The sequence below is a fragment of the Kocuria sp. CPCC 205231 genome (genome assembly GCF_040980965.1).
Lineage (GTDB): Bacteria > Actinomycetota > Actinomycetes > Actinomycetales > Micrococcaceae > Kocuria > Kocuria rosea.
The window spans coordinates 160,905-176,342 of sequence record NZ_JAVKPP010000005.1 but is presented as its reverse complement, the minus strand read 5'-3'; the positions used below and the strand labels follow the sequence as shown (position 1 = coordinate 176,342).

14 protein-coding genes and 3 tRNA genes are annotated in these 15,438 nt (G+C 73.2%); 4 read left to right on the top strand and 13 right to left on the bottom strand.

From position 1 onward, the window contains the following. Positions 1-81: 81 nt before the first annotated feature. The 3 genes from RF640_RS06940 to RF640_RS06930 all read right to left on the bottom strand — a co-directional run bounded on the left by RF640_RS06940 (position 82) and on the right by RF640_RS06930 (position 443). Positions 82-154 (bottom strand) — tRNA-Phe (locus RF640_RS06940). Positions 155-217: 63 nt separating this feature from the next. Beyond that, positions 218-291, bottom strand: a tRNA-Asp gene (locus RF640_RS06935). A 79-nt stretch (positions 292-370) separates the two neighbouring features. After that, positions 371-443 (bottom strand) — tRNA-Glu (locus RF640_RS06930). A 165-nt stretch (positions 444-608) separates the two neighbouring features. On the opposite strand from RF640_RS06930, the gene RF640_RS06925 reads away from it, so the two are divergent. Continuing rightward, on the top strand, positions 609-953 hold the full coding sequence (locus tag RF640_RS06925; protein WP_172604431.1) for a metallopeptidase family protein: 345 nt from the start codon (positions 609-611) through the stop codon (positions 951-953). A 10-nt stretch (positions 954-963) separates the two neighbouring features. On the opposite strand, the gene RF640_RS06920 is transcribed toward RF640_RS06925, so the two are convergent. Then, positions 964-2,043, bottom strand: a complete 1,080-nt coding sequence (locus RF640_RS06920; RefSeq protein WP_017833022.1) for a universal stress protein — start codon at positions 2,041-2,043, stop codon at positions 964-966. A gap of 180 nt (positions 2,044-2,223) precedes the next feature. Between RF640_RS06920 and RF640_RS06915 the strand changes: the two genes are divergently transcribed. Next, a complete protein-coding gene (locus tag RF640_RS06915; RefSeq protein ID WP_115163096.1) occupies positions 2,224-3,585 on the top strand; it encodes a D-arabinono-1,4-lactone oxidase in 1,362 nt (453 codons plus the stop codon). 107 nt (positions 3,586-3,692) lie between these two features. On the opposite strand, the gene RF640_RS06910 is transcribed toward RF640_RS06915, so the two are convergent. The 8 genes from RF640_RS06910 to RF640_RS06875 all read right to left on the bottom strand — a co-directional run bounded on the left by RF640_RS06910 (position 3,693) and on the right by RF640_RS06875 (position 12,912). After that, complete coding sequence (locus RF640_RS06910; protein ID WP_115163097.1) at positions 3,693-5,120, bottom strand: FAD-dependent oxidoreductase; 1,428 nt, start codon at positions 5,118-5,120, stop codon at positions 3,693-3,695. Positions 5,121-5,219: 99 nt separating this feature from the next. After that, on the bottom strand, positions 5,220-6,203 hold the full coding sequence (locus RF640_RS06905; RefSeq protein WP_017833019.1) for an ABC transporter permease: 984 nt from the start codon (positions 6,201-6,203) through the stop codon (positions 5,220-5,222). Beyond that, positions 6,193-6,966, bottom strand: coding sequence for an ABC transporter ATP-binding protein (locus tag RF640_RS06900; protein WP_017833018.1), 774 nt, complete (start codon positions 6,964-6,966; stop codon positions 6,193-6,195). Before RF640_RS06900 ends, RF640_RS06905 begins: the two co-directional genes overlap by 11 nt. Next, a complete protein-coding gene (locus tag RF640_RS06895) occupies positions 6,963-8,099 on the bottom strand; it encodes an ABC transporter substrate-binding protein (protein ID WP_368827235.1) in 1,137 nt (378 codons plus the stop codon). The genes RF640_RS06900 and RF640_RS06895 overlap by 4 nt, the downstream gene beginning before the upstream one ends. Position 8,100: 1 nt before the next feature. Further along, a complete protein-coding gene (locus tag RF640_RS06890) occupies positions 8,101-9,492 on the bottom strand; it encodes a sulfate adenylyltransferase subunit 1 (RefSeq protein WP_017833016.1) in 1,392 nt (463 codons plus the stop codon). A gap of 2 nt (positions 9,493-9,494) precedes the next feature. Further along, positions 9,495-10,427, bottom strand: a complete 933-nt coding sequence (gene cysD / locus RF640_RS06885; protein ID WP_031282790.1) for a sulfate adenylyltransferase subunit CysD — start codon at positions 10,425-10,427, stop codon at positions 9,495-9,497. A gap of 26 nt (positions 10,428-10,453) precedes the next feature. Then, positions 10,454-11,221: a phosphoadenylyl-sulfate reductase gene (locus tag RF640_RS06880; RefSeq protein ID WP_017833014.1), complete on the bottom strand. Its 768-nt coding sequence runs from the start codon at positions 11,219-11,221 to the stop codon at positions 10,454-10,456. Further along, entirely contained in the window at positions 11,218-12,912 is a 1,695-nt protein-coding gene (locus RF640_RS06875; protein WP_017833013.1) for a nitrite/sulfite reductase, read from the bottom strand. Before RF640_RS06875 ends, RF640_RS06880 begins: the two co-directional genes overlap by 4 nt. A gap of 288 nt (positions 12,913-13,200) precedes the next feature. Here RF640_RS06875 and RF640_RS06870 point away from each other — a divergent pair, with 288 nt between their 5' ends. Both RF640_RS06870 and RF640_RS06865 read left to right on the top strand, forming a co-directional pair. After that, complete coding sequence (locus RF640_RS06870; protein WP_017833012.1) at positions 13,201-14,670, top strand: NCS2 family permease; 1,470 nt, start codon at positions 13,201-13,203, stop codon at positions 14,668-14,670. Continuing rightward, a complete protein-coding gene (locus tag RF640_RS06865) occupies positions 14,667-15,056 on the top strand; it encodes a YchJ family protein (protein ID WP_368827232.1) in 390 nt (129 codons plus the stop codon). Before RF640_RS06870 ends, RF640_RS06865 begins: the two co-directional genes overlap by 4 nt. 10 nt (positions 15,057-15,066) lie before the next feature. Here RF640_RS06865 and RF640_RS06860 read toward each other — a convergent pair whose 3' ends face one another. Next, positions 15,067-15,432 carry a VOC family protein gene (locus tag RF640_RS06860; RefSeq protein WP_017833010.1) on the bottom strand — a complete coding sequence of 122 codons (366 nt, stop codon included), beginning with the start codon at positions 15,430-15,432 and terminating at the stop codon, positions 15,067-15,069. Positions 15,433-15,438: the final 6 nt, after the last annotated feature.

Sequence of the window (15,438 nt, the reverse complement as noted above, 5' to 3'; positions counted from 1 at the left end):
CCGTGTCCGCTGGCAGCGGGCGGCAGGGCCCCCGGCACGAAGAAACCGCCGGCCCCTCGAGGGGACCGGCGGTTTCCGCGGTGGCTCCGACCGGCGTCGATCCGGTGACCTTACGATTTTCAGTCGTACGCTCTACCAACTGAGCTACAGAGCCCCGGCACATCCGCAGCGGATATGCCGCGACGGCGCCGCATCGACTCGATGAACGCCGTCTGAGCGACCCTGACGGGACTTGAACCCGCGACCTCCGCCGTGACAGGGCGGCACGCTAACCAGCTGCGCTACAGGGCCTTGCTGTTTCCAACGAGGACTGATCTTACCAGCATTCCTCGCCGGTTGTGCAAATCGGTGGGCGGACCCTCCGATCGCGTACCCCCAACGGGATTCGAACCCGTGTCGCCGCCGTGAAAGGGCGGTGTCCTAGGCCACTAGACGATGGGGGCCGGACACCCGCGTCGACGACCACGACCTCGGCGACCGAGGACCGTGACACGGGAGAAACCGAGTACAGCTTAGAGGCTCGCGCGGATCCCGCACAATTCTCGCACTGCCCCCGGGGACCCAGCCGGCGCCCGGGCTCGTGGGGTAGGAAGGAGAGCGTGATCGAGATGACCCGCGAGGAGTTCGACGGCGCCGTCGACGACGCCATCGACCTGATCCCGGACGCCCTGTTCCGGGCGATGGACAACGTGGTGATCCTGGTCGAGGAGGAGCCGCCGGAGCACTCCCCCGGGCTGCTCGGCCTCTACGAGGGCGTGCCCCTGACCGCCCGGGACGGCGGGTGGGGCGCCGGCTCCCTGCCGGACCGGATCTTCGTCTACCGGGGTCCGCTGCAGCGCATGTGCGCGGAGCGCGAGGAGCTCGTGGAGGAGATCACGGTGACCGTCATCCACGAGGTCGCCCACCACTTCGGCATCGACGACGAGCGCCTGCACGAACTGGGGTGGGGCTGAGCCGGCCCGCTCAGGCGTCCCAGGGGCGGATGTCGTCGGAGTCGAAGTCCTTGCGGGTCTCGATCCGCTCGTCGTAGCGGTCCGGGACGATCAGCACGGGTCCCGCGGCGTTGTGCAGCACGCCCTGCGAGGTGGAGCCCAGGAGCATCCCCGCGAAGCCGCCCCGGCCGCGCGTGCCCATCACCACGAGCCCGTTGCGCCGGGTCTGCTCGACCAGCACCTGCACCGGCGCGCCGTCCGCGAGCTCCGAGCCGATCTGCAGGTCGGGGAACCAGCTCTCGAGCCAGGCGACGCCGCCGTTGAGCGCCCGCGCGACGTCGTCGTACATCACCTCGAAGTCCACCGCCGTGGGCATCCACGCGAGCGCCCCGCTCACGGGCGGGAGCGCGCACAGCACCGTCAGGGGCACGCCGAGCAGGCGCGCCTCCTCCGCGGCGTAGAGCATGGCCGCCCGGGCCTGGGTGGAGCCGTCCGAGCCGACGACCACGCGGTCCACGAGGGCCCGGGTGCTCGTGAGCTCCTCCGCGCCCAGGTGCTGCTGCGCCCACGGCAGGGGGACCACGCCCGTGGGGCACTTCGAGTGCGCCGGCACCGCCGTGGAGACCGTGCCGAGCAGCCGGCCCAGCAGACCGCCCCGGCCGCGGGAGCCGAGGACCAGCAGCTCCGCCGTGCGGCTCAGCTCGAGCAGGGCCCCGGAGGGGTCCCCGGTCTCGACGGTCGCCCGCAGCTCGACCCCCACGTCACGGACCTGGTCCGCCGCGTGGTTCAGCAGCTCCTCGACGCCCTGGGTGAGGGCGGCCTCGTCCACGGTGGCGTAGCCGGTGTCGAACCCCGAGCCGGAGAACACGGGCAGGCTGTACGCGGTGACCAGCCGCACCGGACGACCGCGGCGGCGGGCCTCCCGGGCCGCCCACCGCAGTGCCCCGAGGCTCTGCTCGGAGCCGTCGATGCCCACGACGATCTCCCCCGTGGCGTCGAGGGAGCGGCTCTGCCCGCCGCCCGAGGGGACGCGGTCGCGCACCGCCTCCTCGCCCAGCGTGGTCTCGTGGGGCTCCTCGCGCTCCCGGTCCGGGGACGGGTGGTCGGTCATGGTGCTGCCTCCTGTGCGCGTCCTCGGTCCGCGGTGCTCCGGATCCCGCCGCGGGCTTCGCCTCCGATGGTACGCGCGGCGGGGCCGCAGGACGGGGTCGTCGAGGGCGCCGGAGCGCCCTCGGGATGACATGATGAGGGCGCACTGTGCACCTGCCTGCGAGGAAGGACGGTCCCGCCGATGAGCGAGGTCTCGCTGCCCGACGCCCTGCCCGGCGAGACCGGGACGAGAGAGTGGGCCACGTGGGGCAGGACGCACTCCGTCACCCCCCGGCACGTGCTGCGCCCCACCTCGGTCCCGGAGCTCGCGGAGGGCGTCGCCGCCGCCGTGCGCCGCGGACTGGGCGTGCGCGCGGTGGGCTCCGGGTGCAGCTTCTCGGCGCTGCCCCTGGCCCCCGACGTCATGGTCGACCTCTCCGGGCTGTCCGGGCTGCCGGCCGTCGACCGGGAGAACCAGCGGGTCACGGTCCTCGCGGGCACCACGATCCGTGACCTGAACCAGGAGCTGGACGCCCACGGGCTGGCCGTGACCAACCTGCCGGACAGCGACTGGCAGACGGTCGCCGGCGCCGTCTCGACCGGCACCCACGGGACCGGCCTGGCCTTCGGCTCCCTCTCCCAGCAGGTGGTGGCCCTGAGCCTGGTCACGGCCGACGGCGAGCTGGTGGAGTGCTCCGCCGAGCAGCGCCCCGAGCTGTTCCAGGCCGCGCGCGTGGGCCTGGGCGCCATGGGGGTCCTCGCGAGCGTCACCCTGGTGTGCGAGCCGACGTTCCGGCTGCACGCGGCGGAGCTCAAGGAGCCCCTCGGCCAGCTGGTGGACACCCTGGGCAGCCGGATGGCCGGGGCCGACCACTTCGAGTTCTTCTGGACGCCGGGCACCGCCACCGCCCAGACCCGGATCCTCACGCGCCTGCACAAGCTCCCGGACTCCTACACCCGGCCCGGCTCCCCCGTGGCCCGCACCGTGCGCCGGCTCGACGACGCCCTGCTGCGCAACACCCTCACCGCGGGGCTCAACCAGCTGGCCACGGCTCTGCCGCGCTCCACGCCGGGGCTCAACCGGCTCGACGCCCTCACGAACAGCCCGCGGCAGTACAGCGACCTGTCCTTCCGGGTGTTCACCGTGCCGCGCCGGACCCGGTTCGTCTCCTCCGAGTACGCCCTGCCGGTCGAGGAGCTCGTCGTGGCCTTCCGGGAGCTGCAGACGCTCATCGAGCGGCGCGACTACTCGTTCTCGCTCCCGGTGGACGTGCGCTGCGCCGCGGCCGAGGACGCCTGGCTCGCCCCCGCCCACGGCCGGGAGACCGGCTGGATCGCGCTGCGGCAGTACTGGCGCCGGTACGACCCGAAGGTGTTCGCCGCGGCCGAGGAGATCTTCGTGGCCCACGGCGGCCGCCCCCACTGGGGCACCGTGCACACGCAGGACGCCGAGTACCTGCGCTCCGTGTACCCGCGGTTCCAGGACTTCCTCGCCGCCCGGGCGTCCGTGGACCCGGACGGGGTGTTCCTCAACGACCACGTCCGCGGGCTGCTGGGCCTGTAGGCCCGGAGTCCGGCGGCGCGAGGGATCCGGCGGCGCGAGGGGCCGCGTCCGGCAGGACGCGGCCCCTCGCGGCACAGCGGCGCGGTGCCGCGGTGCGGTGCTGCGGCTCAGACGGGCGAGGAGACCGGCTCCGCCACGCCCTCGCGGGAGACGCTGACCATCTCCTCGCGCTCGACCACCTTGACGCGCTCGCGCGGGTTGCCCTCGGCGTCGTGCGAGGACTGGCCGAGGCCCTGCTCGTACTCGTCGAGGGCCAGCCACCCCTCCCAGGTGGTGTACTCGACGCCGCGGGCCTCGAGCACGTCGTTGACGGACCCGGGGTCCGGGCGGGTGGCGCCCGGCAGCACGGCGCGGTCCTCCAGGAGGTGGGTGACCGTCTCGAGGGCGTCGGACTTGGTGGCGCCGATCAGCCCGACCGGGCCGCGCTTGATCCACCCGGTCGCGTAGAGGCCGTGCAGCACGGTCCCGTCCTCGGCCAGCACGCGGCCCTCGGCGTTGGGGATCACGCCGCGGCCGTCGTCGAACGGCAGCTCGGGCAGGCGGGAGCCGAGGTAGCCCACCGCGTGGTAGACGGCCTGCACCGGGTAGTCGACGTACTCGCCGGTCCCGGACACGGAGCCGTCGCCGTTGAGGCGCGTCCGCTCCATGCGCAGCCCCGTGACCCGGCCGTCTTCCCCCAGCACCTCGCGGGGACTCTGCAGGAAGTGCAGGTGCAGCCGGCGGGAGGCGGTCTTCGGGGAGTCGTCGGCCCGCCACTTCTCGAGGGTCTTGACCATGACCTTGACCTGGTTGTTCTCGGCGATCGCCAGCTCGGAGCCCTCGTCGTACTGGAAGTCCTCGTCGTAGACGACGATGTCGACGTCCCGCGACTTGGCGAGCTCGCGCAGCTCGAGGGGGGTGAACTTCACCTGGGCGGGGCCGCGGCGGCCGAAGATGTGCACGTCCGTGACCGGGGACGCCTTGAGCCCCTGGTAGACGTTGCCGGGGATCTCGGTGAGGAGCATGTCGTCGGCGTGCTTGGACAGCACGCGGGCGACGTCGAGGGCCACGTTGCCGTTGCCGATGACCGCGATCTCGCGGGCCTCGAGCGGCCAGGTGCGCGGGAAGTCCGGGTGGCCGTCGTACCAGGCCACGAACTCGGCGGCCCCGTGCACGCCCCGGAGGTCGTTGCCGGGGATGTTCAGCGGGGCGTCGTAGACGGCTCCGGTGGCGAAGATCACGGCGTCGTAGTGGGCGCCGAAGTCGGCGAGGGTCAGGTCCCGGCCGAACTCCACGTTGCCGAAGAAGCGGATGTCGCCGCGCCCCAGGATGGCGCGCAGCGCGGTGATGATGCCCTTGATCCGGGGGTGGTCGGGGGCCACGCCGTAGCGGATGAGGCCGAACGGGGTCGGGTAGCGGTCGAACAGGTCGATGCTGACCTCGAGCTCCCCGTTCTTCACGGGCTCGGACTTGGTGAGCATGTCCGCGGCGTAGATGCCGGCCGGACCGGCGCCGATGATGGCGACGCGCAGGGGGCGGGTGGTGGTGTCAGCCACGTGGCTTCCTTTCGATTGCGCGCACGGCGTCCGCCGCGCGCATCGTAGACCGGGTACAAGGGTAGTGAATCCGGCGCAGAATCTCCTGGGTGCGGAGGCTCACGAGCGGTGGCCGAGCAGCCCTCGCCCGCGCAGCAGGCGCCGTTCCACGGGGTTGAAGAACAGCAGCTCCACGAGGATGCCCACGACGAGGATGGACAGCACGGCGACCATCACCACCGCCATGTTGGAGACCGTCCGCCCCTGCTCCAGCAGGGAGCCGAGGCCGAACCCGATGGAGCCGCCGATCGCGATGAGCTCGGCGCCCATGAGCGAGCGCCAGGAGAAGGCCCACCCCTGCTTGAGCCCGGCGAGGTACCCGGGCAGGGCGGCGGGGAGCACGACCTTGCTGGCCATGGTCCACCCCCGGGCGCCGAGCACGTGCCCGGCGCGGCGCAGCTGCGGCGGGATCTGGTCCACGCCCGCGAGCATGCCGTTGATGATGGAGGGGATGGCGCCCATGAGCACCACGAAGTACACCGTGGCGTCGGACAGGCCGAACCAGATGATCGCGGCGGGCACCCAGGCGATCGAGGGCAGCACCTGCAGCCCGGAGATGATCGGGCCCACGGCGTTGCGCAGCCCACGCCACTGGGCGATGAGCAGCCCCAGCGGCGTGGCGACCGCCGCCGCCACCAGGAAGCCGCTGATCCCCCGCCACAGGCTCGTTCCCAGGGCGCCCAGCACGGTGCCGTCGCCGACCAGCGCGCCGAACTGCCGCGCGACGTCCAGCGGGCCGGGCACGACGTCGGGGCGGGTGCCCAGGAGCGCGACGAGCAGCTGCCACAGCAGCAGGCCGGCCACCAGGGCGACCAGGGGCGGGGCGACCTTGGTGCGCAGCACTTCGCCCACCGAGGTCTTCCGGGTGCGCTCGGTCTGCAGCGCGTCGAGCCCGGCGAGCTCCTCACCGGTCCCGGCCGGGTCGCCGGCCCGGTCCGGGGCGGGTCCGGGGACGGCCCGTTCCGCGCCGCGGCGGGGTGCCGGGGGCGCGGGCGCCACCGGCGGCGCGGCCGGGACGCCGGGCAGGGCGGTGTCATTTCGCATGGCGGCTGATCTCCTCGCGCAGACGTGCGGTGATGGTGCGGGTCAGCTCGCCGAGGGTGTCGTCGAGCGACTGCGCGCTGCCCTCGAAGCCGTAGGACTCGGGGTCCTTCCACGGGCGGGTGTCCCACTCCTGGACCACCTGACCGGGGCGGGAGGACATCAGCAGCACCCGCTGGCCCAGCCGCACGGCCTCGGCGACGTTGTGCGTGATGAACACGATCGTCCGGCCGGTGGTGCGCCAGACGCGCAGCAGCTCCTCGTGCAGCAGGTCCCGGGTGATGGCGTCGAGCGCGGAGAACGGCTCGTCCATGAGCAGGACCTCCCGGTCCTGGGCCAGGGCCCGGGCCAGGGCCACCCGCTGGCGCATCCCCCCGGAGAGCTCGTGCGGGCGCTTGTCCGCCGCGTGCGGCAGCCGGACCAGCTCGAGCAGCTCCCCGGCCTGGTCCCGCCGCCGGGCGGTGGGGACCCCGCGCAGCTCGAGGGCCAGCTCGACGTTGCGCCGCGCCGTGAGCCAGGGGAACAGCGCGGCGTCCTGGAACATCAGGGCCGCGCCCTCCGCGGGGACCGTCACGGAGCCCTCCGTCGGCTCCTCGAGACCCGCGACGATGTTCAGCAGGGTGGACTTCCCGCAGCCGGAGGCGCCGAGCAGCGCGACGAACTGCCCGCGCTCCACGTCGAGGTCCACGTCCTGCAGGACGGGGCCGTCCTCGGGGGCGAAGCTCTTGCCGAGGCCGCGGAGCCGGATCGCGGTGGTGGTGCTCATGCGCCCCCCTCCGAGCCGGCGCGGACCCGGTCCAGGACCGTGGTGTCCACGAGCCCCTCGAGCGGGGCCTCCTCCGTGGTCCCCGCCGCCACGCCGTCGGCGAGCAGCTGCGGGTAGGTGTCCGCGAGGGGGTCGGTGGTCCACTCGACGGCCTCGAGCGCACCCGCGACCGTCGCCTCGGGCAGCGTCTCGGTCTGCGCGCTCTCCAGGCCCTCGTTCAGGGTGGAGGCCAGCAGCTCGGGCTCCGCCTCGTGCTCGTGCAGCCAGTCCACGGACCGCTGCAGACCGCGCACGAGCTCCTCGACGGTCTCCGGGTGGCGTTCGAGGTAGTCCTTGCGCACCACCAGGACGGTCGTGGGATAGCGCCCGTCCGCCCAGAGGTCCCGCTCGTCCACGAGGACCCGGGCGCCGTCCTGGACGGCACGGGTGGCCCAGGGCTGGGGCAGCCAGGCGCCGTCCACGCGGCCCTGCCGGAGCATCGAGATGGTCTGGCCGTTGGCCATGGGCGTGATCGCCACGGCGCGGTCCCCCTCGCCGTCGGCGTCGTACTCCTGCTCGGCGAGCCAGGTGCGCAGGGCCACGTCCTGGGTGCCGCCGAACTCGGGGCTCGCCACGGTGCGCCCGGCCAGGTCCTCCGGGCCCGTGACGGCGGGGCGCACCACGAACTGCGCGCCGCCGGAGGCGGCGCCCGCGACCACGGCCAGCGAGCGGCCCTGGGAGCGGACGAAGGAGTTGATCGCCGGGTTGGGGCCCACGAACGCGGCGTCGACCGACCCGGCGTTCATGGCCTCCACCGCTGTGGGGCCGCTGTTGAAGACCTGCGCGGACAGCGCGGTGTCCCCCAGCTCCTGGGCGAAGTAGTCGTTCTCCAGTCCGACGAGGGCGGGGCCGTGCGTGAGGTTGCCGAAGTAGCCCAGCCGCAGCTCGGCGGCGTCCGAGGTCTCGACCGCGTCCGCCTCCCAGGCCGCGAGCGTCCCGTTGTCGCGCAGCGCGGTGGCGGCGACCGTCAGGGCGGCCAGTAGCGCCAGCGCGGTCAGCACCAGCGGCCATCCCCGGCGGCGGCGGCCCGAGGCGGCGCGCCCTCCGTCACCGGCGGTCACCGTGACGAGGGCGGGCGGCTGCTGCCCGCCCACCTCAGGCGTCCCGCACGAGCCCGGCGGCGAGCGTGTTGCCCGTGGCCGGGTCCACGACCAGGAAGGCGCCGGTGCGCCGCAGCCGGTCGTAGGGGTCGACGGGCAGCGGGGAGGCCAGCCGCAGCCGGACCCGCCCGATGTCGTTGAGCTCGAGAGTGGTGGCGTCCCGCAGCACCAGCTCCTCGAGGTCCAGCCGCCCCTCGAGCTCGACGACCATGGCCTGGACCGTGGCGGCGCCGTGCTTGACGAGCACGCGGGCGCGGGGCTGCAGGGGCCGCTCGCCGAGCCAGGCCACGGAGGCCACGAGGTCCCGGACGGGCTCCGGCAGCTCGTCGTCGGCGCTCGCGACGAGGTCGCCGCGGGCGATGTCGATGTCGTCGGCCAGCCGCAGCGTCACGGACAGCGGCGCCGCGGCCTCCGTGAGCTGCTCGCCGGGCAGGGGCGCTCCGGGGGCGGGTGCGGTGCCCGCCACGTCGATGCCGGTGACCGTGGTGCGCCGGCCCGCGGGCAGGACCACGACCTCGTCCCCGACCGCCACGGTGCCCGAGGCGATCTGGCCCGCGTAGCCGCGGTAGTCCCGCAGCCGCTCGGCGTCCGCGCCCGGGGCCGTGCCGCCCTGGGGGCGGATGACGTACTGGACGGGGAAGCGGAAGGGGCGGGCGGTGCCTCGGCCGGACTCGTCCACCGTGGGCAGCTCCTCGAGCACCCGCAGCAGCGGCCGCCCGGAGTACCAGGGTGTCCGTGCGGAGGGCTCCACCACGTTGTCGCCCTCGAGGGCGGAGACGGGCACCACGTGCACGTCCTCGACACCCAGCCGGGCGGCGATGCCCGTGGCGTCCGCCGCGACCCGGTCGAAGACCTCCTGATCGTAGTCGACGAGGTCGATCTTGTTCACGGCGACCACCACGTGCGGCACGCGCAGCAGGGACACGACGGCCAGGTGCCGCCGGGTCTGCTCGACCACGCCGTGCCGGGCGTCCACGAGGAGCACGACGGCGTCGGCCGTCGAGGCGCCCGTGACGGTGTTCTTCGTGTACTGCACGTGGCCGGGGCAGTCCGCGAGGATGAAGGAGCGGCGGTCCGTGGCGAAGTAGCGGTAGGCCACGTCGATCGTGATCCCCTGCTCCCGCTCGGCGCGCAGGCCGTCGGTGAGCAGGGCGAGGTCGAGCCGGCCCGTGCCGCCGCCGAAGCCGCGCTCGGCGGAGGTCCGGCCCACGGCCTCGAGCTGGTCGGCGAGGATCGCCTTGGCGTCGTGCAGCAGCCGGCCCACCAGGGTGGACTTGCCGTCGTCGACGGAGCCGGCGGTCGCGAAGCGGAACAGCGAGCCGGGATCGATCGTGGGGACGTGCTCGGCCGCGGGGGCGTGCCCGGTCACGGTGCTGGGGGAAGTCATGTCTAGAAGTACCCGTCCTTCTTGCGGTCCTCCATGGCGGCCTCGGAGATCCTGTCGTCCGCGCGGGTGGCCCCGCGCTCGGTGAGCGTGGACACGGCGACCTCGGCCACCACGTCGGCCACGGTGCGCGCCCCGGAGAGCACGGCGCCGGTGCAGGACATGTCCCCCACGGTGCGGTAGCGCACGGTCTGCCGCTCCACGGCCTCGGCCCCGGCCGGCGCCGAGAACTCGCCCACGGCCATCCACATCCCGTCCCGGCGGAAGACGTCCCGCTCGTGGGCGTAGTAGATGGGCGGCAGCTCGATGTTCTCGCGCTCGATGTAGCGCCAGATGTCCAGCTCGGTCCAGTTGCTGATCGGGAACGCCCGCACGTGCTGGCCGGGGGTGTGCCGGCCGTTGTAGAGGTTCCACAGCTCGGGGCGCTGGTTGCGCGGGTCCCACTGGCCGAACTCGTCGCGCAGGGACAGGATCCGCTCCTTCGCGCGGGCCTTGTCCTCGTCGCGGCGGCCGCCGCCGAACACGGCGTCGAACCGGTGCTCCGCGATGGCGTCCAGCAGCGGGAGGGTCTGCAGCGGGTTGCGGGTGCCGTCGGCGCGCTCGAGCAGCCGGCCGTCGTCGAGGTAGTCCTGCACGCTCGCCACGACCAGCCGCAGGCCGAGCCGCTCCACGGTGCGGTCCCGGAACTCCAGCACCTCCGGGAAGTTGTGGCCCGTGTCCACGTGCAGCACGGGGAAGGGGATCCGGCCGGGCCAGAAGGCCTTGGCGGCCAGGTGCAGCATGACCACCGAGTCCTTGCCGCCGGAGAACAGCATGGCCGGGCGGTCGAACTCCGCCACGACCTCGCGCAGGATGTGGATGGACTCGGCCTCGAGCGCGTCGAGGCTGCTGTGCACGCCGGCCTCCGCGGGGGCCGGGGCGGTGGTGGGGGTGGTCACGTTCGCCTCCGTCGTGGTGGGTGCGCTCACAGGTGGATACCGCACTCGATCTTGTCCTGGCCGGCCCAGCGGCCCGCGCGCGGGTCCTCGCCCGGGGCGGTGGGCCGCGTGCAGGGGGCGCAGCCGATGGAGAGGTAGCCCTCCGCCATCAGCGGGTTCGTCGGCACGCCGTGGTCCTGCGACCACTCGACGAGGTCGTCGAGGCTCCAGCGCACCATGGGGTTGACCTTGACGAGCTTGTGGGTCTCGTCGAAGGTCACCATCGGGGCGTTGGTGCGGGTCCAGGACTCGTCCCGGCGCACGCCGGTGAACCACACCTCGTAGCCCTCCAGGGACTTCTTGAGCGGAGCCACCTTGCGGATCGCGCAGCACAGGCCGGGGTCGCGGGCGAAGAGGTCCTTGCCGTGCTTCTCGTCCTGCTCGGCCACGGTCAGCTCCGGAAGGGCGTCGACCACGGTGATGTCGAGCATGTGCGCCACGGCGTCCCGGGTGCCGATGGTCTCCGGGAAGTGGTAGCCGGTCTCGAGGAACAGCACGTCCACGCCGGGCAGCTGCTCGGCGACGAGGGCCGGGAGCACGGCGTCGGCCATCGAGCAGGCCACGGTGACGCTGCGCAGGTCGAAGTTCTCCGCGACCCAGCGGATGGCCTCCTCCGTGGAGGCCTCCCCCTCGGCCGGGACCCGGCCCTCGGCGTCGAGCTCCGCGTGCAGGGCCGCGGCGCCGGCCGCCGCGAGGTCGCGCAGCTGCTGCTCGTCCCGCAGCGCGGGGCGGGTGCCCGTGTCCGTGCCGGTCATGCCAGTTCACTCTCCTCGACCCGGTGGGTCCACTCGGCAAAGCTCTCGTCCTCGGTGCGCTGGGCCAGGAAGCGCCGGACCAGCCGCTCCACGTAGTCGGCGAGGTCGTCCTGGAACACCTTCAGCCCGCGCACGGTCCGGCCCAGGCCGGCCTCCGCACGGTCGTCCGCGGCGAGCCCGCCGCCCAGGTGGACCTGGTAGCCGGGCTTCTGCCCGCCGTCCTCGGTGGGCAGAAGCTGGCCCTTGAGCCCGATGTCCGCGGTCTGGATGCGGGCGCACGAGTTGGGGCAGCCGTTGACGTGCATCGAGATGGGGTGGGGCAGCTCCACGCCGTCGAGCCGCCGCTCGAGCTCGTCGATGGTGTCCGAGGCGGTCTGCTTGGTCTCGACGATCGCGAGCTTGCAGTACTCGATGCCGGTGCACGCCACGGTCGAGCGGCGGAACGCGGAGGGCCGCGCCTGCAGGTCCAGGGCGTCGAGGTCGGCGACGGCGTTCTCGACGTCGGCCTCCTCGATGTCGAGCAGCACGAGCTTCTGGTGCGGGGTGGTGCGCAGCCGGTCGGAGCCGTACTTCGCCATCACGTCGGCGAGGGCCAGCAGCTTCGCCCCGGAGACGCGGCCCACGCGCGGGGCCACGCCGATGTAGAACCGGCCGTCCTTCTGCCGGTGCACGCCGATGTGGTCGCCGGGGACGGCCGCCTTCTCCGGCGCGGGGCCGTCCGCGAGCGCGTAGCCGAGGTACTCGTCCTGGAGCACCTGCCGGAACTTCTCCGGGCCCCAGTCCTGGACCAGGAACTTCAGCCGGGCGCGGTTGCGCAGCCGCCGGTAGCCGTAGTCGCGGAAGATGCTCGTGACGCCCTTCCACACCTCGGGGGCCTGCTCCTCGGTCACGAACGCGCCGAGGCGCTTGCCGAGGAACGGCACCACGGACAGGGCGCCGCCGACCCACAGGTCGTAGCCGGGGCCGAGCTCGGGGTGGACCACGCCCACGAGGGCGCAGTCGTTGATCTCGTGCACCACGTCCAGGGACGGGTGGCCGGTGATCGCGGTCTTGTACTTGCGCGGCAGGTTGGAGAACTCCGGGGAGCCGATCCAGGTGGACTTGATCCGCTCGATCACCGGGGTGGGGTCGATGATCTCGTCCTCGGCGATCCCGGCGAGCGGGGAGCCCAGGATCACGCGTGGCACGTCCCCGCAGGCCTCGACGGTGTCCAGTCCCGCGTCCTCGAGCCGGCGCCAGATCTCGGGGACGTCCTCCACCCGGATCCAGTGGTACTGGATGTTCTGCCGGTCCGTGATGTCGGCCGAGTCCCGCGCGAAGTCCGCGGAGATCTGCCCGAGCACCCGCAGCTGCTCGCGGGTCAGGGCCCCGCCGTCGAGCCGGACGCGCATCATGAAGTACTCGTCCTCGATCTCGGCGTCGGACAGCGAGCCCGTCCGCCCGCCGTCGATGCCCGGCCGGCGCTGGGTGTAGAGGCCCCACCAGCGGAAGCGCCCGTGCAGGTCCTGGGGGTCGATCGAGGCGAAGCCGTGCTTCGAGTAGACCTCCTCGATCCGGGTGCGCACGTTGAGCCCGTCGTCGGCCTGCTTGAAGACCTCGTTGGGGTTCAGGGGGTCCCGGCCGTCGACCTTCCACTGCCCCTCGGCCTTCGGCTTCCGGGCAGCGCGGGGCGCGCGCGTCGTCTGTGTCATGCGCTCGATTGTTCGCGCGTCCCGCCGGACAGTCACGCCGGTCGTCACAAACCGCCACGAACCGTCGTGACGGGACACAGGGGTGGACACGGGGCCCGGCGTGTGCAAGGACACCGGGCCCGCGGCCCGGCGTCGTCCCGGCGGCGTCCCGTCCCGGCGGGGACGGGCCCCGGCGCGCCCGGACGCGGGGAGGTAGTGTCGTCCCGGTGGCACGCCGGTGCCGCCGTCAGCCCGGGAGCGTCCCCTGTGGAGTCGTGCTCCCTCCCGTCGAGTGCCTGAAGGACCGCCATGGCATCCTCCGCTTCCGTCTCCACCGAGACCCCCTCCGGTCCGCCGCGCAACGGCCTGGACCGCTTCTTCAAGATCAGCGAGCGCGGCTCCTCGGTGGCGAGCGAGGTCCGCGGCGGCGTGGCGACGTTCATCGCGATGAGCTACATCGTGGTCCTCAACCCGCTGATCCTCGGCTACGGCCCGGACGGCGCCGGCAACATCCTGGGCGGTGAGCGGGTCGCGGCCGTGACGGCGCTCGTCGCCGGGGTGCTGACCATCCTCATGGGCGTCGTGGCCCGCGCGCCCTTCGCGATCGCCACGGGCCTGGGCGTCAACGCGTTCCTCGCCGTGACGATCGTGACCACCCCGCAGCTCACGTGGCCCCAGGTGATGGGGCTGGTCGTGTGGGCGGGCCTGATCATGTTCGTCCTGGTGCTCACCGGCTTCCGCACCGCCGTGTTCAACGCCGTGCCGGCGTCCCTGAAGACCGCCATCGTGGTGGGGATCGGCCTGTTCATCGCCCTGATCGGCTTCGTGAACGCCGGCTTCGTGCGCCGCATCCCGGACGCCGCCGGCACCACCGTGCCCGTGCAGCTCGGCGACGGCGGGACGCTGCTGGGCTGGCCCATGCTCACGTTCGTGGTCGGCCTGCTCCTGACCGTGGCCCTCATCGTCCGCAACGTCCGCGGCGCGATCCTGATCGCCGTGGTCGCCACCACGATCCTCGCCCACGTGCTCGAGGCGGTCGTCCCGTCCGGCTCCTCCGTGGACGCCCCCACCGGGTGGTCGCTCGTCGTGCCCGCCGCCCCCACCTCCTTCGTGGCGCTGCCGGACCTCTCCCTCGTGGGCTCGGCCGCCCCGCTCGAGGCGTTCCGGAGCCTCGGGGCGCTCGCCGCGGCGCTGCTGATCTTCACGATCCTGCTCTCCATCTTCTTCGACGCGATGGGCACGATGGTCGGGCTCTCCCAGCAGGCCGGGCTCGTGGGCCGCAACGGGCAGATCCAGAACGTGGACAAGATCCTGCTGGTGGACGCCGCCGGCGCGATCGCCGGCGGCGCGGGCTCCGTGTCCTCCAACCAGATCTTCGTGGAGTCCTCCACCGGCATCGCCGACGGCGCCCGCACCGGCCTGGCCAACGTGGTCACCGGCGTGCTGTTCCTGCTCGCCATGTTCATCACCCCGCTGGTCAACGTGGTGCCGTTCGAGGCCGTGGCCCCGGCCATGGTCGTGGTGGGCTTCCTCATGGCCAAGCAGGTCGTGCGCATCGAGTGGGACGACTGGGGCCTGTCCGTGCCGTCCTTCCTGACGTTCGCCGTCATGCCGTTCACCTACTCGATCGCGGACGGCATCGGCGCGGGCTTCGTCTCCTACGTCTTCATCCGCCTCGTGCAGGGCCGCGGCAAGGAGGTCCACCCGCTCATGTACGTGGTGGCGGCGGCCTTCGTGGTGTTCTTCGGCAAGGGCGTGGTCGAGGGCTGGATGGCGTGATCGACGACGACGCCCGCTGCCCCTGCGGCACCGGGGACACCTACGGCGCCTGCTGCGGGCGCTTCCACGGCAGCCGCCCGGCGCCCACGGCCGAGCTGCTGATGCGCTCGCGGTTCAGCGCCTTAGCCGCCGGGGACGATGCCTATCTGCTGGCCACGTGGCACCCGGGCACGCGCCCGGCGTCCGTGGACCTGGACCCCGCGCTGCGCTGGACCCGGCTCGACGTCCACGGGGTGACGGGCGGCGGCCCCTTCGACGACGAGGGGTGGGTGGACTTCACCGCGCACCGGCGCGGCCCGCACGGGGCCCGGGGGGCCCAGCGGGAGAACTCCCGGTTCCGGCGCGAGGACGGCCGGTGGTACTACGTGGACGGCGTGCTCGCCTGAGCCCGCCGGCTCAGTCCTCCTCGAGGTCGGAGAGCACGCAGAACTCGTTGCCCTCCGGGTCGGCCAGCACCACCCAGGTCACCTCGGGCCCCTGGCCCACGTCCACGCGGCGGGCGCCGATGGACTCCAGGCGGGCGACCTCGGAGTCCCGGTCGGTGTCCACGGCGCGCAGGTCGAGGTGCAGCCGGTTCTTGACGGTCCGGGGCTCGGGGACGACCACGAAGTCGAGGTGCGGGCCGCTGCCCTCCGCGGGCACGATGCCCACGAACCCCTCGGCCTCCGCGTGGACGACGTAGCCCAGGGCGGCGCACCAGAAGCGGGCGAGGGTCTCGGGATCGCGGCAGTCGACGACGACGGCGGACAGGGTGCTGGTCATGCGCTC